The following is a 14,899-nucleotide window of genomic DNA, read 5'->3' as shown; positions in this document are numbered from 1 at the left end:
CGGGTCCGCCACGGATGGGCGCACCGTGCGCCGCGGCGCACGCCCCGTCAGCGCAAGGCCGGCCGGGCGAGGATCTTCAGGCCGCGATGGCCACCCGCGGCTGCGGCGCCGGGACGGCCGGCGCGGCATGCGTCGACGCCAGCTTGAAGGTGCTGACCACGCGCGCCAGGTCGCCGGATTGCTCCTGCATCGATTCGGCCGCCGCGGCGGCCTCCTCGACCAGGGCCGCGTTCTGCTGCGTGACCCGGTCCATCTCGGCGATCGCGCGGTTCACCTGTTCGATGCCGGCGCTCTGCTCTTCGCTGGCATGGGCGATCTCGCTCATGATGGCGGTGACGTCGGCGATGCTCTTCACGATCCGGTTCATCGTGGCCCCGGCCTGGTCGACCTGCTGCGTGCCCGCCCCGACCTTGCCGACCGAGTCGTCGATCAGCGCCTTGATCTCCTTGGCGGCCGTCGCCGAGCGCTGCGCCAGGTTGCGCACCTCGGTCGCGACCACCGCGAAGCCGCGGCCCTGGTCGCCCGCCCGGGCGGCTTCGACGGCCGCGTTCAGCGCCAGGATGTTGGTCTGGAAGGCGATGCTGTCGATCACGCCGATGATGTCCACGATCTTGTGCGACGAGGCGTTGATCGAGCCCATGGTCGCCACGACCTCGGCCACCGCGCGGCCGCCGTCGGCGGCGATCGCGGCCGCGTCGCTGGCCAGCCGGTTGGCCTGGCGGGCGTTGTCGGCATTCTGCCTGACGGTGGAAGTCAGTTCTTCCATCGACGATGCGGTCTCTTCGAGCGAGCCGGCCTGCTGCTCGGTGCGGGCGGACAGGTCCTGGTTGCCGGACGCGATCTCGCTCGAGGCCAGAGCGATGGCGCCGGTGCCGGCGCGGGTGCGGCCCACGATGTCGGCGAGGCTGTCGTTCATGCTGCGCAGGGCCTGCATCAGCTGGCCGGTTTCGTCCCTGCTGCGCACCACGATGCGGCTGGTCAGGTCGCCCGAGGCCACCATCTCGGCCACCTTGACCGCTTCATGGATCGGCGCGGTGATCGAACGGGTGATCCACCAGGCGCAGGCGGCGCCCAGCACCAGGGCCGCGATGCCCAGGACGATCACGATGATGCGGGTGCTCGCATAGGAGTCCAGGATCGTCGAGGCGACGACGTCCGAGGCCGTCACCTGCATCGTCGCCAGCTTTTCCATCGAGCCGAGATAGGCCCCGCTGGCCGGCACCAGCTGTTCGCGATAGAGGCTCGCCGCCAGCTCGTTGTTCCCTTCCAGCTTGGCCTTGAACACGGCGTCGCGCGCGGCGACATACCCCTGCCGCGACTGCTTCACGAGCTGGAACTGGAGCTTCACGCCCTCGTTGCGCAGGGATTTCTCCAGCTCTTCCTGGTAGCTGCTGGAATGGACGGAGGACGCCTTCATGCGCTGCTGGATCTCGCCCACCATCGCCAGGTCGGTGGCGACGGCGACCGTTTCCATCCTCGCGCTGTTGAGTTCGATCAGCTTGCGCCAGTCCGCCAGGGTGCGCTGGTTCTTGATGCTGGTGTAGACCAGGCGGTGGGTCAGGTCGCCGGCGAACTGCATGCGGGTCAGCGCGGTGACGGTGACGGCGGCCAGCAGGGCCAGGACAATGGCAAATCCGATGCCGAGCCGGGCACCGATCTTCAAATTCTTCACGGAGGGAATCCTTCTGTCGAGACTTGATCTCACGGCCATGCGTGAGCGTGATGGCGTGAGCTTGATAAAGAGGGCGAATGAATCGCACGGACAGTATAACCGCTGGGAATGGATTTTTCGATGCCGTGCGGCAATAATGCAACACGTAAAGACATCAGGAGGCATGGCGATTTAACATTTCCGCCCCAACGCGCCGAGGTACGGCGCACCGGTCAGGCAGCGCCGGCGTCGTCCCGTGCGGCACGAAACTGCCTGCGGTAATCGGACGGCGAGGTATGCAGGCTGGCCCGGAAATGCTGGCGCAGCGACAGCGCGCTGCCGAATCCCGCCTCTTCCGCGACCACCTCGATCGACGCATCCGTGGATTCCAGCATCCGCCGCGCCTGCGCCAGCCGCTGGCTCAACAGCCATTGCTTGAACGAGGTGCCCGTCGCCTGCCGGAAATGCCGGGTGAAGTGGCGCCGGCTCATGGCCGCGCGCTGCGCCAGCGCATCGATGCCGTGGGGCTGGGCCAGGTGACGCAGCACCCAGTCGAGCACCTCGGCAAAGCGCCCTTCGCTCTGGCTCGACGGCAGCGGATGCTCGATGAACTGCGCCTGGCCGCCCTGCCGGTGCGGCGCGACCAGCAGGCGCCGCGCCACCCGGTTGGCCGCCTCGGCGCCGCGCAGTTCGCGCAACAGGTACAGGCAGCAGTCCAGGCCCGCGGCCACGCCGCCGGAGGTCAGGACCTGGCCCTCGTCCACATACAGCACGTCCCGGTCGACCTCGACCTTCGGGTACATCCCGCCCAGCGCAGCGGCCTGTTCCCAATGCGTCGTCGCCTTCCTGCCGTCCAGCAATCCGGCCTCGGCCAGCGGGAAGGCGCCCAGGCACAAGCCCACCACGCGCGCGCCGCGCCCGTGCGCCCGGCGCAGGGCGTCCAGCAAGCCGGGCGGCGCCGGACGGCAATCCTCATGCCAGGTGGGCATGATGACGATGTCGGCCTCGTCGATCGCCGAGAGATCGCGCTCCACCGCCAGCCCGAAGCCGGCCGAGGTCCGCAGCGGCGCCCGCTCGGCGGCGCAGACCAGCACCTCGAAGGCGGCAGCGGGCTCGCCCGGGCTGCTGCCGAACACGAGGCAAGGCACGGACAGGTGAAACGGCGTCATGCCGTCGAATGCGATCACGGCAATTCGCAGCGCAGCACTGGAGGTGGGGGTGGGAGCCATGGCCCGATTATATCGAATATAGACCTTCGGGCCGCTGTTCCGGAACGCGCCGGCAGCCGATCATGTCGACTCCATGCCACCCGCCACCACAGGAGTTTCGCCATGTCCACACCCCGCCGCGCCCTGCTCGTCATCGATGTGCAGAACGAATACTTCGACGGCAACATGCCCATCGAATACCCGCCCGTCGCCGAATCGCTGCCCAACATCGTACGCGCCATCGAGGCCGCGCGCACGCACGGGGTCCCGGTCGTGATGGTCCAGCACGATACGCCGGAGGGGTCGCCCGTGTTCGCCAGGGGATCGCACGGCTGGCAGCTGCATCCGCAGGTCGCCGGGCAGCCGTACGACCATCACGTCAACAAGACCATGGCCAGCGTCTTCGCCGGCACGGACTTGCGCGACTGGCTCGCAAGCCATGCGATCGACACCCTGGCCATCGTCGGCTACATGACCCACAACTGCGACGCGTCGACGATCTACCAGGCCTCGCACGATGGCTTCAAGGTCGAGTTCCTGGCCGACGCCAGCGGCTCGCTGCCGTACCGGAATGCCGCCGGCAGCGCCAGCGCCGAAGAGATCCACCGCGTGTTCAGCACCGTGTTCCACTCGAACTTCGCGGCGGTGACCGGCACGGCCGGATGGATCGCGGCCGTGCAGGAAGGCAAGTCCCTCGAGACCGACAACATCTACCAGTCGAACCTGCGCGCCCGGACCTGAATGCATGCCGCACGTCGATCCGCCGGGAGCATTACCATGCTTCCATCGCCATGCAGGCATGGTGCCTGCCCGGCGGACCAACTCGGAAAGGACTCATCATGCACATCGACTTGACGGGCAAGACCGCCATCGTGACCGGCTCGACGCGGGGCATCGGCCATGCCATCGCGGCGGGGCTGGCGCGCACCGGCGCCGACGTCGTGATCACCGGCCGCAAGCAGGACGACGTCGACCGCGCCCTCGCCTCCCTGCGCAGCGCGGCGCCGGGCGCGCGGGTGCGCGGCGTGGCGGCCGACCTGGGCAGCGCGGAAGGTTTCAGGGTGCTGACGGCGGCCGAGCCGCAGGCGGACATCCTGGTCAACAACGTCGGCATCTTCGCCGTCCAGCCCTTCGCGGAGATCCCGGACGAGGAATGGACCCGCTTCTTCGAGGTCAACGTGATGTCCGGGGTGCGCGCCAGCCGCGCCTATCTCCCGGGCATGCAGCGCAAGAACTGGGGCCGCATCGTCTTCATTTCTTCCGAGTCGGGCTTGAACATTCCCGCCGACATGATCCACTACGGCTTCACCAAGACCGGCAACCTGGCCATCTCGCGCGGGCTGGCCAAGAGCCTGGCGGGCACCGGCATCACCGTCAATGCGGTCCTGCCGGGGCCGACCCTGTCCGAAGGCGTGCAGGACATGCTGGGCTCGGGCGGCGACCGCGCCGCCGCGGAAAAGCTGGCCAACGAATTCGTCCGCGAGCACCGCAGCTCCTCGATCCTGCAGCGCGTCGCGACCACGGAGGAAGTCGCCAACATGGTGGTGTATGCCTGCTCGATGCAGGCCTCCGCCACCACCGGCGCGGCGCTGCGCGTCGACGGCGGCATCGTCGAAAGCATCGCCTGACGGCCTGCTTCCCCGGTCAGGCGCCGGGACCGGGCGACGGCGGCACCGGCACCGGCGCCAGGCTGCGCAGGCGCAGCGCGATCAGCATGCCGAGCATCAGGATCGCCCCCAGCATGGCCACCACGCCGGTCCAGGCCCAGTGTTCCCACACATGGCCGGTGAACCACCCCACCACGCTCGAGCCCAGGTAGTAGGAGAACAGGTAGATGCCCGAGGCCAGCGCCTGCGGCGGCCTGGCGCGCCGCCCGACCCAGCTGCTGGCCAGCGAGTGCGAGGCGAAGAAGCCGAAGGTGGCCAGCCCCACGCCCAGCACCACCGCCACCACCGAATCGTGCAGGGTGACCAGGAGTCCCAGGATCATCACACCCATCATGAGCCACAGCACGTTGCGCCGCCCCAGCCGGTCGCCCAGCTTGCCGGCCCACATCGAGCTGAAGATGCCCAGCAGGTAGAGCAGCGACAGCGCGCCGACCGCGCTCTGGCGCAGGCCGAACGGCGGCGCCAGCAGGCGGTAGCCGATGTAGTTGTACAGGCTGATGAAGGCGCCCATCAGCAGGAAGGGCAGCAGGAACAGCCAGGGCAGCCCGGCATCGCCCAGGTGGATGCGCAGGCCGTCGCGGAAGCCCGGACCGCGCGCGGGCCTGGTGCCCGCATGGCGCGAGGGCGGCAGGCTGCGCGAGAATTCCCAGGCCGCGTACAGCCCGGCCACCCCCAGCAGCCCGACCGCGATGCGCCATGAGGCGAAGTCGCTGACCAGGGCCGACAGCACCCGCCCGCTCATGCCGCCGAAGGCGCTGCCGCTGATGTACATGCCCATCGACAGGCCGAGCGAAGTCGGCTCGATCTCGTCGCTGAGGTAGGCCATCGCCACCGCCGGCAGGCCGCCCAGCATCAGGCCGAGCAGGCCGCGCACGGCCACCAGCTGGGCATAGTCGAGCGTGAGCGCGGACAGCACGGTCAGGACCGCGCCGCCATACATCGAGGCCACCATCACGGTCTTGCGGCCGAAGCGGTCGGCCACGCCGCTGGACGCCAGCAGCGCCAGCGCCAGGGTGGCGGTGGACACCGACAGCGCCAGGCTGCTCTGGGCGGGGGTGAGGAGGAAGTCCTGCGCCAGCAGCGGCATCAGCGGCTGGACGCAGTACAGCAGGGCGAATACCGAAAAGCCCGCGAACGCCATCGCGCGGTTGATGCGCCGGAAGTCGGGACTGCCGGCGGCCACCTTGCCGCGCGCCGCGCTCACGGATAGTCCGCGTCGAGTTCCGACCCGGCGTAGTTCTCCAGTTCGGCGAACAGCTGCTTGATGCCGGCCCTGGTGCCGATGCTCTGCAGCAGCGTGCAGCTCTTGCGGTAGGTATCGATGCGCTCGGCGATGATGCCCTGGTGGGCCGCGGGAATGCGCGCCATCAGCTCGGCCCAGCCGGCCTCGAAGTCGGGCTTGTTCCTGCGCACCGAAGCGACGAAGCGCTCGAATTCCTTCTGCCCGGCGCGCGCGGTGATCCGGCCGCCGCCTTCGACCGCGAAGATGATCGCCAGCGCGATCACGCCTTCGGCGTTCAGGTCGGGGTCGTTGATCGGGCCTTCGTAGTGGTGGCGGCGCAGCCACTGGGCGGCGCGCACGATGGCCTGCACTCCCTTGCGCTGCTCCAGCTGGCCGAGGTAGCGCTCGTAGCCGGACCAGGACTCGCCCGGATCGGCGGTGCAGATGTCGACGAACAGCTCCTTCAGGCGGCGCTGCGAGTAGACCGGGTCGTTGTCGTATTCGCCGACCAGGCTGTCCTCGGGCAGCGCGGCCAGTTCGCGGATCAGGCGGAAGCCGGTCTGGAACACGTGCTCGGCGCCCTCCCCGATCAGGATGTCGAGCGCGGGGAGGTCGTCCTCGCCCTCGACCAGGTGCTCGAGGCCGAGCGAGACGCCGCCCACGGTCAGCAGCAGCGCGCGCTGGATGCCTTCCGCGGTGCGGTCGTTGGTGAATTTCTCGGCCACCATGGCGGTGATCCCGGACAGTTCGTCCGCCAGGACCGCCGCCTCCTCGTGCGTGGCCTCGCCGGGCAGCAGCCTGACCGCGCGCACCAGGCGCGGCGGCTTCTCGATGACGATGGCTGGCAGCATTGTCGCGCTCGCCCCGCTCACGAGAAGATGTCCGTGCCCAGGCTCTTGCGGGTGCCGCGGCGCGGCATGCTGCGCACCGACGGCACCTGCTTGCGCAGGCGGTACAGCAGTTCCCGGGTCGTGCGCTGCATGACTTCGGATTCCTCGTCCGGATCGTCGGGCAGTTCGGCATCGGCCAGGTCGGCGCTGTGGCGGAATTCCGGGAACAGCTCGATCAGCGAACGTTCCCAGCCATCCTCGCTGGCCTTGGCCAGGTCGATCGCCAGCGGCACGATGTCGCTGTCGCCGGTGGTCTGGCCGGTCACGTAGCGGCCCTTCGAGATGATCTCGCCGGCCACTTCCAGGATTTCCTTGGGCGCCAGCGACCACAGGATCGCGAACACGGTCGCGCCATGGTCGGTCGCCGAGGCTTCGGCCAGCAGTTCGTTGCGGCGGTCCTCGCCGTCCTGGGCGTAGACGATGCCGTGCACGTGGTTGAACAGGTTCTCGGCGATCCGCTCGGGATCGTCCTCGATCATGTCGTCCGGCCAGGTGGCGGCGATGTAGGCCAGGCTGTCGGCCCAGGCCTTGGCCGGCACCAGCATGGTCGCCAGCGAGGTCTTGGAGCCGTCGAAGCCGGACAGGTGCAGGGCGGTGACCTGCGGGGGCAGGCTGGCCAGCACCTCGGTCACGGCGTAGTCGCCGTGCTCCTCGGCCGCCTGCGAGAACGCCTCTTCGGCGTGCTCCAGCGAGCCGGCCAGCACCAGTTCGCTGACCTGCTTGGTCAGCGCGGGAAGCTTGCTCTTCTCACTCATTCGCGATCCCCTCCTTCCGGATCGAACAGCTGGGTGAAATCGTCGGTCGCGGCGCTGTCGTCCATGTCGTCGTCGCCGTCGTCGTCCCGGCCGAGCTGGTCGAGCGACCGGTCTTCGTCATCCCAGCGGCCCTGGTTCTTGTACAGGAAAGCGGTGATGATCGCCTGGCGCGCCAGGTCCGGGTAGTTGGCCGTCATCGACTCGTACATGGCCTTGCCGTCCTCGCCGTTGCACTCCGCCATCGCGAACACCCGCGCCGGATCGCCGCCTTCGTAATCCGCCGCTTCCCGCATCAGGCCCTTGGCGTCCAGGAAGCGGATCTTGTCGACCAGCGCGAACGCCATCAGGTTGATGTCGTCCAGGCCGGAGCCGCCGGCGTATTCGGACACCAGGGCGCCGACCATCATGTCGTAGTTCTTGCGGTTGGGCGGATCGCCCAGCGTGCCCTCGATCTGCCCTTCCAGTTCACGCGACTGGAAGGAGAATTCGGGATGTACGTGTTTCATTGTTCTATCCTGTTGATGTAATGATGCGCAACCGGCGGACCTGCCGGCGCGGCGGCCGTGCCGACTAGACCTGCAGGTTCACGCCATTGAGCGCGAACAGCGAACGCCACAACTCGAAGGCCTCGGCCTCGGCATCGAGTACGATGCGGTGGTTGACGCTCTGGTTGTATTCCTCGCGCCTGGCGGGATCGGACAGGACCTCGTAGGCCTTGGTCACGGCCTTGAAGCGCGCTTCCGCGCCCGGCGCGTGGTTGCGGTCCGGGTGGTAGCGCATGGCCAGCGAACGGTAGACCTTCTTGATCTCGTCGTCACTGGCATTCGGCGCGACGCCGAGGATCGCATACAGATTTTCCACTTGAACTCTCCCGGCAACAGCCGCAAAACGGGCAAAAAGGAGATTATCCTATAGAAAACGATTACGTGGCAGGCATGCCGGATGCATCATTGAACCTTGCAAGGGATCATCGAGGCCCCCAAGTATGTCCCGCCAGGTGTCGCCGGACCGTGCGCTTCACCACATACAAGGGACCAAGCGGCCCTGTCTACGGTAAAATGCCCGCAACTTACCCATCGAAAACACTTTTTCATGAGCAACGACAAGAAAAACCCGGCGGCGGGCAACGCGCCCTCGTCGAACTTCGTACGTGCGATTGTCGACAACGACCTCGCAGCAGGCACCCACAAGCGCGACGGCATGCCGGAGGTGATCACCCGCTTCCCGCCGGAGCCGAACGGCTACCTGCACATCGGCCACGCCAAGTCGATCTGCCTGAACTTCGGCCTGGCGCGCGACTACGATGGCCGCTGTCACCTGCGCTTCGACGATACCAACCCGGAGAAGGAAGACCAGGAATACGTCGACACGATCATGGACAGCGTCAAGTGGCTCGGCTTCTCCTGGGAACAGGGCGGCACCGAGTACCTGCACTACGCGAGCGACTATTTCGGCAAGCTGTACGAGATGGCCGAGTACCTGATCCGGACCGGCAAGGCCTATGTCGACAGCCAGAGCGCCGAGGAGATGTCGAAAAACCGCGGCAACTTCGGTACGCCCGGCACCAACTCGCGCTTCCGCGACCGCCCGGTCGAGGAATCGCTGCAGATCTTCCGCGACATGAAGGCCGGCAAGTACAAGGATGGCGAACACGTGCTGCGCGCGAAGATGAGCGAGGACGCGATGGCCTCGCCGATCATGACCAACCGCGACCCGGCCCTGTACCGGATCCGCCACGCGCATCACCACCGCACCGGCGACGACTGGTGCATCTACCCGATGTACGACTACACGCACCCGGTCTCGGACGCGCTGGAAGACATCACCCATTCGCTGTGCACCCTGGAGTTCCAGGACCACCGTCCGTTCTACGACTGGCTGGTCGAGACCCTGGCCGACGGCGGCTTCTTCCAGCGCCCGGTGCCGCGCCAGTACGAATTCGCGCGCCTGAACCTGACCTATGTCGTCACCTCCAAGCGCAAGCTGCGCCAGCTGGTCGACGACGGCGTGGTGACGGGCTGGGACGACCCGCGCATGCCGACCATCGTCGGCCTGCGCCGCCGCGGCTACACGCCGGAATCGATCCAGCTGTTCTGCGACCGCATCGGCGTCTCGAAGGCCGACGGCTGGATCGACATGGGCACCCTCGAAGGCGCGCTGCGCGACGACCTCGATCCGAAGGCGCCGCGCGCGATCGCCGTGCTGCGTCCGCTCAAGCTGATCGTCGATAACTTCCCGGAAGGCGAAGCGCACGCATGCAGCTCGCCGGTCCACCCGCACCATCCGGAATGGGGCAACCGCAGCTTCCCGTTCACCCGCGAGCTGTGGATCGAGCAGGAAGACTTCATGGAAACGCCGGCCAAGGGCTACTTCCGCTTCACCCCGCCGGTCGACGGCCAGCCGGGCAGCCGCGTGCGCCTGAAGTACGGCTACGTGGTCGAGTGCACCGGCTACGACAAGGATGCCGACGGCAAGGTCACCGCCGTCTACGTGAACTACTTCCCGGACTCGAAATCGGGCACGCCGGGCGCGGACAACTACAAGGTCAAGGGCAACATCACCTGGGTCAGCGCCGCCACCGCGCTCGAAGCCGAGGTACGCCTGTACGACCGCCTGTTCCTCGAGCCGCAGCCGGACGCCGGCGGCAAGGACTTCAAGGCCGCGCTGAACCCGAACGCGCTCGAGACCGTGACCGCCTACCTGGAACCGGGCATGAAGGACGCCGTGGCCGACCAGCGCTTCCAGTTCGAGCGCCACGGCTACTTCGTGGCCGACCGCGTGGACTCGCAGCCGGGCAAGCCGGTGTTCAACCGCGTCACCACGCTGAAGGACAGCTGGGGCAAGTAATCGCCACTCCCCGCAGGGATCCCGCCCCGGTTCGCGCCGCGGCGGGATTTTTTTCGCCTGGCACATGACTGTTGCTTTTCCGCAAAACCTAGCAGGCCTGCTAGGGCACATCGGTAAATACATTGCTTAGCGTAGCGGGATCGGTACGCCACGACGTGCCAGTTCGCGAGACCAGGACGATGAAACCACCCCGCCATCCCGCCGGCGCGATTGCCTTGCCGGCGACCTTGCTGAGCGGAGCGCTGCTGTCGCTCGGGTTCGGCGCGGGCAGCTACCTGGCCACCGCCGAGGCGATCGAGAGCGATGCGCGCACGCGCTTTCGCAGCATGGCGCGCTCCGCCCAGTACACCATCGATGCGCGCATCAAGAGCTACAGCGACGTGCTGCGCGGCGCCGCCGGCCTGTTCCGCGCCGATCCCGACGCCAGCGCCGACCAGTTCCGCCACTACGTCGAGCAGCTCGACATCGAGCGCAACTTCCCCGGCATCCAGGTCATCAACTATGCGCGCGCGGTGCCCGCCTCCAGCCTGCCGGCGCTGGACCGGGAACTGCGCGAACGCATGCGGGCGCTCGGCCTGGCGCATGGCGCCGAGCCGCTGGCGGCGCTGCCGGGACGCGACTCCTACACGGTGCTGGTCTACATCGAGCCGCGCCTGCGGCCTTCGCTCGACAAGCTGGGCATGGACCTCGAGGCGCGCAGCCATACGCGCCGGGTGCTGGCGCGTGCGCGCGACACCAACAGCGTGAGCGCATCCGGCACCCGGGTCGCCCTCCTGCCCGGGCCGAACCAGAGCGGACTGGCGCTGCGCCTGCCGGTCTACCGCAGCGGCCTGCCCGCCGCGACGCCCGAAGAGCGGCGCCTGGCCTACGTGGGCTCGGTCGGCATCGGCTTCGGCGTGGCCAGGCTGGTGAGCGGGGTGCTGGACGAATTCCCGGTCAAGGGCGCGCGCCTGGTGCTGACCGACCTCACCGAAGTGCCGCCCGAGCCGGGCGAGGAGCCGCCGCGCGCGGTCCTGTACGACAGCCTGGCCAGCGCGTCCCGCCCCGCCCCGCCGCCGCCGCAGGCGGGCGACGGCAGCATGTTCGCCGCCAGCCTGCCGATCGAGTTCAACCAGCGCCTCTGGCGCGCCGATTTCAGCATCGCCAAGTCGGCCCTGTACACCAGCTTCGACATGTACTACCCGTGGCTGGCGGCGTTCGCCGGCGCGATGAGCACCGCCCTGCTGTATGCGCTGTTCCAGACCATGGCCTCGTCGCGCCGCAATGCGCTGCGCATGGCCGAGGAGATGACGCGCGAGCTGCGCGCCAGCCAGTCCAAGCTGCAGGCCAGCCACGAGAAGCTGCGGCTGCTGGCCGCGCACGCCGAGCAGATCAAGGAGGGCGAGCGCAAGCGCATCGCGCGCGAGATCCACGACGACCTGGCGCAGAACCTGCTGGCGCTGAAGATCGAGGCCGAGTTCCTGGCCAACCGCACCCGCGGCCCGCACCGCCGCCTGCACGCGCGCGCCGAGGCCACGGTGCGCCAGATCGACATCACGATCCGCAGCGTGCGCCAGATCATCAACGACCTGCGCCCGAACGTGCTGGACCTGGGACTGAGCGCGGCGGTGGACTGGCAGGTGGCCGACTTCGCGCGCCGCACCGGCATCGCCTGCGAGCTGGTCGACGACGACGGCGACTACCGCATCGACGACCATTGCGCCACCGCCTTCTTCCGCATCCTGCAGGAGTCGCTGAACAACGTCGCCCGCCATGCGCATGCGACGCGGGCCTGGATCGACCTGCGCCAGCATGCCGACATGCTGACCATGACCATCCGCGACAACGGCGTCGGCATGCTGCCGGGCAGCCGCAACCGCAACGGCTCCTTCGGCCTGGTCGGCATCGAGGAAAGGGTCGGCATCCTGGGCGGCTCGTTCTCGCTCAGCAGCGGCCCCGACACCGGCACCACGATCGTCGTCACCATCCCCTTCACCGGCAGCTTGCCCGCCGCGCAGGCCGAGCGGACGGCCAGCGTCCCCGAAGCAGCCTGAGACCTCCTCTAAATTACCCTCAAGCATTTGTAATTAAAAAATAACACCTGTTATTGCTTGAGCAAACTCAACATTTCTCCTGACCATACACAGGAAAATGGATATCGCTGTCACCGGTCAAGGACACCGTCTTCGATCGGGCCGTGATCCGCTTCATGCAGGAGGACCAACCGTAAGGTATCGAGCAGGACAGAACCAGGGATGCCATGCACCACCCCCACAAACTCCAGACAAGAGGTGAATACGATGTCGACGAAATCCGAAGTTGAAACGCTTGCAGTGTTCGAAACGTTCGAAGCGCTGGACCTTGCGCCCATCAAGATGAAACTGATGCATGTGGAATCGGGCGAAGGATGGTCCGAGGTCCGCGCCGCCGCCGTGGAAGCCGAGTACCGGCGCTTCCTGTTCCTGATGAAGAAGTACCCGGACTCCCAGGCTTCGCCGACGGTCGACGTCGACACCTTCTGGCATTACCACATCCTGGATACGATGAAGTACGCGCGCGACTGCGAGCAGGCGTTCGGCTACTTCCTGCACCACTACCCGTACGTCGGCATCGGCGCCGGGGCCGACGAAGGCGAACAGGCGCGCGCGGGCGAGCGCATGCGCGCGCTGTACGAGGCCGAGTTCGGGATCCCCGCGACCGGTCAGGAAGCATGGTGCGCGTTCCCGGGCAAGTCGCTGGCCGAGGCCTGGTGCGCTTCGCCGGGCAAGGCGCTGGTCGAGGGCAGCGAGGCCGCGTGGTGCGCCTCGCCGGGCAAGGCGCTGGCCAAGGGCAGCGAGGCCGCATGGTGCGCCTCGCCGGGCAAGGCCGTGGCCAAAGGCGGCGACATCGCCTGGTGCGCTTCGCCGGGCAAGGCGCTGGCGCAAGGCAGCGCCAGCGCCTGGTGCGCCTTCCCCGGCAAGGCCCTGGCCGCCGCCTGATCGTCCCCTGACGTCGCGGCCGGCGCGGCGGACTCGAACCGCCGCCCCGGCCGCGGGCGTTTTCAGGCCGGAGCGCCGTCCGGCTTGACCATCAGCGCGCGCAGTTCGCGGATGCTGTAGTCGCTCACTTCATGCATGCGCAACAGGATCGTCGCGCCGATCGGCAGCGCGCTGTGGCGGATCTTGCTGATCACCGGCGGCGCCACTTCGAGCACGCGCGACAGCGCGGCGTCGTTCTTCAGGCGCAGTTTGGCAATGATGGCGTCGAGGACGCGGTTGGGGTCGTACTCCGCACCGGGCGGCAGTCGGCGGATGGGCATGGCGGGGCTTTCAGGAATGTTATAAATTTTTCACTAATGTTGTTTCGCAGCGAAAAATTAGTACCTGAAGCATGAATGGCACCATTTATACGGCTTTTTTCGCGGAATGCGAAATCATACACAGAGTCGTTATTTGTTGCTGACGAGCGTGAGATTTCGCTTCCGGGACGGCAGCGCCGCCGGCTTCCTACTTGCGGCGCTGGGCCTTGGCCAGCGGGCTGGCCTGGTATAGTGTGCGCGCATCGGCGTGGGCGCGGTCGAGGGTGCGCATCGCCGCGTTGTCGTCGTGGGCGACGAAATAGTCCTTGTCCTGGGCCGCGACCACGATCTTGATCGCGGCGGCGTCGTCGACGCCATATTTCTCGACGATCAGGGTGGTGACTTCGTCCAGGTATTCTTCGTAGGTCATGGGTGCCTCTCCAATGGGGCCATCATTGTACGGCCAGCATGCGGCCAAGCGCCATGGCGACGTCGGGATGGCGCAGGCGCATCCGCAGTTCGCGCTTCAGGCGCGTGTTGTCGAGCCGGCGCGACTCGGACATGAAGGACAGCAGCATCGGCGACACGGCGGCCTGGAGCTGTTCGCGCGGCAGCCGCGGCGGGCGCGCCAGGCCGAAGGCATCGGCGACGGCATCGAAATAGTCGCCCATCTTCATGCGCGTGTCGTCCACCGCATGGTAGACGCGCCCGGGCCGGCCGCGCAGCAGCGCCAGCAGCGCGATGCGCGCCAGGTCGTCGGCGTGCACGTGGCTGGTGTAGACGTCATCCTCCGGGCGCAGGGCCGGGGTGCCCTGCTCCAGGCGCTTGAGCGGCAGGCGCCCGGGCGCATAGATGCCCGGCACGCGCAGGATCGCCAGCTGCGCGCCGGTCGCCAGCGCCCAGGCGCGCAGCACGCGCTCGGCGTCCACGCGCCGGCGCGCGCGCGCATTGCGCGGCGCCACCGGCCGGCTCTCGCTCACCAGCGCGCCGCCGCAGTCGCCGTACACGCCGCTGGTGCTCACGTACACCATGCGCCTGACCTGGTCGCCGAGCGCCGCCGCGAGGCGGCGCGTGCGCCGGTCCTGGTCGCCGTCCGGCTGGGGCGGCGCCAGGTGGATGACCCACGGCGCCAGGTTGCGCAGGCGCGCGAGCGTCTCCGGGCGGTCGAGGTCGGCCAGCACCGGCACCGCGCCCGCGGCGCGCAGTTCAGGACGGCGCTCCGGCTGGCTGGTCAGGGCGAACACGCGGAAGCGCTCGCGCACCAGCGGCAGCAGGCGCATTCCGACGTCGCCGCAGCCGACGATGAGCAGGCGCGGACGGTCAAGGGCAACGGACCGGGTCATGACGTAAAGAGTGGTTCCAAAGCCCGGTACTCTAGCACAGCGTCCCGTGCCGTGTTTTCC

15 protein-coding genes are annotated in these 14,899 nt (G+C 67.9%); 5 read left to right on the top strand and 10 right to left on the bottom strand.

Features of this window, described 5'->3' with window-relative positions; all coding sequences use genetic code 11:
- Positions 1 to 76: 76 nt before the first annotated feature.
- Positions 77 to 1,672: a methyl-accepting chemotaxis protein gene (locus H162_RS0119425; RefSeq protein WP_020655160.1), complete on the bottom strand. Its 1,596-nt coding sequence runs from the start codon at positions 1,670 to 1,672 to the stop codon at positions 77 to 79.
- Positions 1,673 to 1,884: 212 nt separating this feature from the next.
- Positions 1,885 to 2,850, bottom strand: a complete 966-nt coding sequence (locus tag H162_RS0119420; protein ID WP_026354850.1) for a GlxA family transcriptional regulator — start codon at positions 2,848 to 2,850, stop codon at positions 1,885 to 1,887.
- Between the two features lie 132 nt (positions 2,851 to 2,982).
- Here H162_RS0119420 and H162_RS0119415 point away from each other — a divergent pair, with 132 nt between their 5' ends.
- Positions 2,983 to 3,600 carry a cysteine hydrolase family protein gene (locus H162_RS0119415; protein WP_020655158.1) on the top strand — a complete coding sequence of 206 codons (618 nt, stop codon included), beginning with the start codon at positions 2,983 to 2,985 and terminating at the stop codon, positions 3,598 to 3,600.
- A gap of 98 nt (positions 3,601 to 3,698) precedes the next feature.
- Positions 3,699 to 4,487, top strand: a complete 789-nt coding sequence (locus H162_RS0119410) for an SDR family NAD(P)-dependent oxidoreductase (protein WP_020655157.1) — start codon at positions 3,699 to 3,701, stop codon at positions 4,485 to 4,487.
- A 16-nt stretch (positions 4,488 to 4,503) separates the two neighbouring features.
- Here H162_RS0119410 and H162_RS0119405 read toward each other — a convergent pair whose 3' ends face one another.
- The 5 genes from H162_RS0119405 to H162_RS0119385 form a co-directional block, all read right to left on the bottom strand.
- Positions 4,504 to 5,730, bottom strand: coding sequence for an MFS transporter (locus H162_RS0119405; RefSeq protein ID WP_020655156.1), 1,227 nt, complete (start codon positions 5,728 to 5,730; stop codon positions 4,504 to 4,506).
- Complete coding sequence (locus H162_RS0119400; RefSeq protein ID WP_020655155.1) at positions 5,727 to 6,599, bottom strand: DUF6178 family protein; 873 nt, start codon at positions 6,597 to 6,599, stop codon at positions 5,727 to 5,729. Before H162_RS0119400 ends, H162_RS0119405 begins: the two co-directional genes overlap by 4 nt.
- Positions 6,600 to 6,616: 17 nt before the next feature.
- Positions 6,617 to 7,393, bottom strand: coding sequence for a hypothetical protein (locus H162_RS0119395; RefSeq protein WP_020655154.1), 777 nt, complete (start codon positions 7,391 to 7,393; stop codon positions 6,617 to 6,619).
- Positions 7,390 to 7,899: a hypothetical protein gene (locus H162_RS0119390; RefSeq protein WP_020655153.1), complete on the bottom strand. Its 510-nt coding sequence runs from the start codon at positions 7,897 to 7,899 to the stop codon at positions 7,390 to 7,392. Before H162_RS0119390 ends, H162_RS0119395 begins: the two co-directional genes overlap by 4 nt.
- 64 nt (positions 7,900 to 7,963) lie before the next feature.
- Entirely contained in the window at positions 7,964 to 8,254 is a 291-nt protein-coding gene (locus tag H162_RS0119385; RefSeq protein ID WP_020655152.1) for a DnaJ domain-containing protein, read from the bottom strand.
- A 231-nt stretch (positions 8,255 to 8,485) separates the two neighbouring features.
- Here H162_RS0119385 and H162_RS0119380 point away from each other — a divergent pair, with 231 nt between their 5' ends.
- The 3 genes from H162_RS0119380 to H162_RS31335 all read left to right on the top strand — a co-directional run bounded on the left by H162_RS0119380 (position 8,486) and on the right by H162_RS31335 (position 13,197).
- On the top strand, positions 8,486 to 10,240 hold the full coding sequence (locus H162_RS0119380; protein WP_020655151.1) for a glutamine--tRNA ligase/YqeY domain fusion protein: 1,755 nt from the start codon (positions 8,486 to 8,488) through the stop codon (positions 10,238 to 10,240).
- A 179-nt stretch (positions 10,241 to 10,419) separates the two neighbouring features.
- Positions 10,420 to 12,273, top strand: coding sequence for a sensor histidine kinase (locus H162_RS0119375; RefSeq protein WP_229452153.1), 1,854 nt, complete (start codon positions 10,420 to 10,422; stop codon positions 12,271 to 12,273).
- A gap of 246 nt (positions 12,274 to 12,519) precedes the next feature.
- Positions 12,520 to 13,197 carry a glycine-rich domain-containing protein gene (locus H162_RS31335; protein ID WP_084677068.1) on the top strand — a complete coding sequence of 226 codons (678 nt, stop codon included), beginning with the start codon at positions 12,520 to 12,522 and terminating at the stop codon, positions 13,195 to 13,197.
- 62 nt (positions 13,198 to 13,259) lie between these two features.
- On the opposite strand, the gene H162_RS0119365 is transcribed toward H162_RS31335, so the two are convergent.
- The 3 genes from H162_RS0119365 to H162_RS0119355 all read right to left on the bottom strand — a co-directional run bounded on the left by H162_RS0119365 (position 13,260) and on the right by H162_RS0119355 (position 14,839).
- Complete coding sequence (locus tag H162_RS0119365; RefSeq protein ID WP_020655148.1) at positions 13,260 to 13,517, bottom strand: hypothetical protein; 258 nt, start codon at positions 13,515 to 13,517, stop codon at positions 13,260 to 13,262.
- A 187-nt stretch (positions 13,518 to 13,704) separates the two neighbouring features.
- Positions 13,705 to 13,926, bottom strand: coding sequence for a hypothetical protein (locus tag H162_RS0119360; RefSeq protein WP_020655147.1), 222 nt, complete (start codon positions 13,924 to 13,926; stop codon positions 13,705 to 13,707).
- A 22-nt stretch (positions 13,927 to 13,948) separates the two neighbouring features.
- Entirely contained in the window at positions 13,949 to 14,839 is an 891-nt protein-coding gene (locus tag H162_RS0119355) for an NAD-dependent epimerase/dehydratase family protein (protein ID WP_020655146.1), read from the bottom strand.
- Between the last annotated feature and the right edge of the window lie 60 nt (positions 14,840 to 14,899).

It is taken from the genome of Massilia niastensis DSM 21313, assembly GCF_000382345.1.
GTDB classification, from domain to species: Bacteria; Pseudomonadota; Gammaproteobacteria; order Burkholderiales; family Burkholderiaceae_D; genus Telluria; species Telluria niastensis.
This window is presented reverse-complemented; position numbering and strand designations above follow the sequence as displayed.

Excerpts from the sequence above, each read along its gene's own strand:
- H162_RS0119365 (WP_020655148.1), bottom strand. The coding sequence starts at position 13,517 with ATGCCCATCCGCCGACTGCCGCCCGGTGCGGAGTACGACCCCAACCGC.
- H162_RS31335 (WP_084677068.1), top strand. The coding sequence starts at position 12,520 with ATGTCGACGAAATCCGAAGTTGAAACGCTTGCAGTGTTCGAAACGTTC.
- H162_RS0119375 (WP_229452153.1), top strand. The coding sequence starts at position 10,420 with ATGAAACCACCCCGCCATCCCGCCGGCGCGATTGCCTTGCCGGCGACC.
- H162_RS0119410 (WP_020655157.1), top strand. The coding sequence starts at position 3,699 with ATGCACATCGACTTGACGGGCAAGACCGCCATCGTGACCGGCTCGACG.
- H162_RS0119380 (WP_020655151.1), top strand. The coding sequence starts at position 8,486 with ATGAGCAACGACAAGAAAAACCCGGCGGCGGGCAACGCGCCCTCGTCG.
- H162_RS0119390 (WP_020655153.1), bottom strand. The coding sequence starts at position 7,899 with ATGAAACACGTACATCCCGAATTCTCCTTCCAGTCGCGTGAACTGGAA.
- H162_RS0119400 (WP_020655155.1), bottom strand. The coding sequence starts at position 6,599 with ATGCTGCCAGCCATCGTCATCGAGAAGCCGCCGCGCCTGGTGCGCGCG.
- H162_RS0119415 (WP_020655158.1), top strand. The coding sequence starts at position 2,983 with ATGTCCACACCCCGCCGCGCCCTGCTCGTCATCGATGTGCAGAACGAA.
- H162_RS0119360 (WP_020655147.1), bottom strand. The coding sequence starts at position 13,926 with ATGACCTACGAAGAATACCTGGACGAAGTCACCACCCTGATCGTCGAG.
- H162_RS0119355 (WP_020655146.1), bottom strand. The coding sequence starts at position 14,839 with ATGACCCGGTCCGTTGCCCTTGACCGTCCGCGCCTGCTCATCGTCGGC.
- H162_RS0119395 (WP_020655154.1), bottom strand. The coding sequence starts at position 7,393 with ATGAGTGAGAAGAGCAAGCTTCCCGCGCTGACCAAGCAGGTCAGCGAA.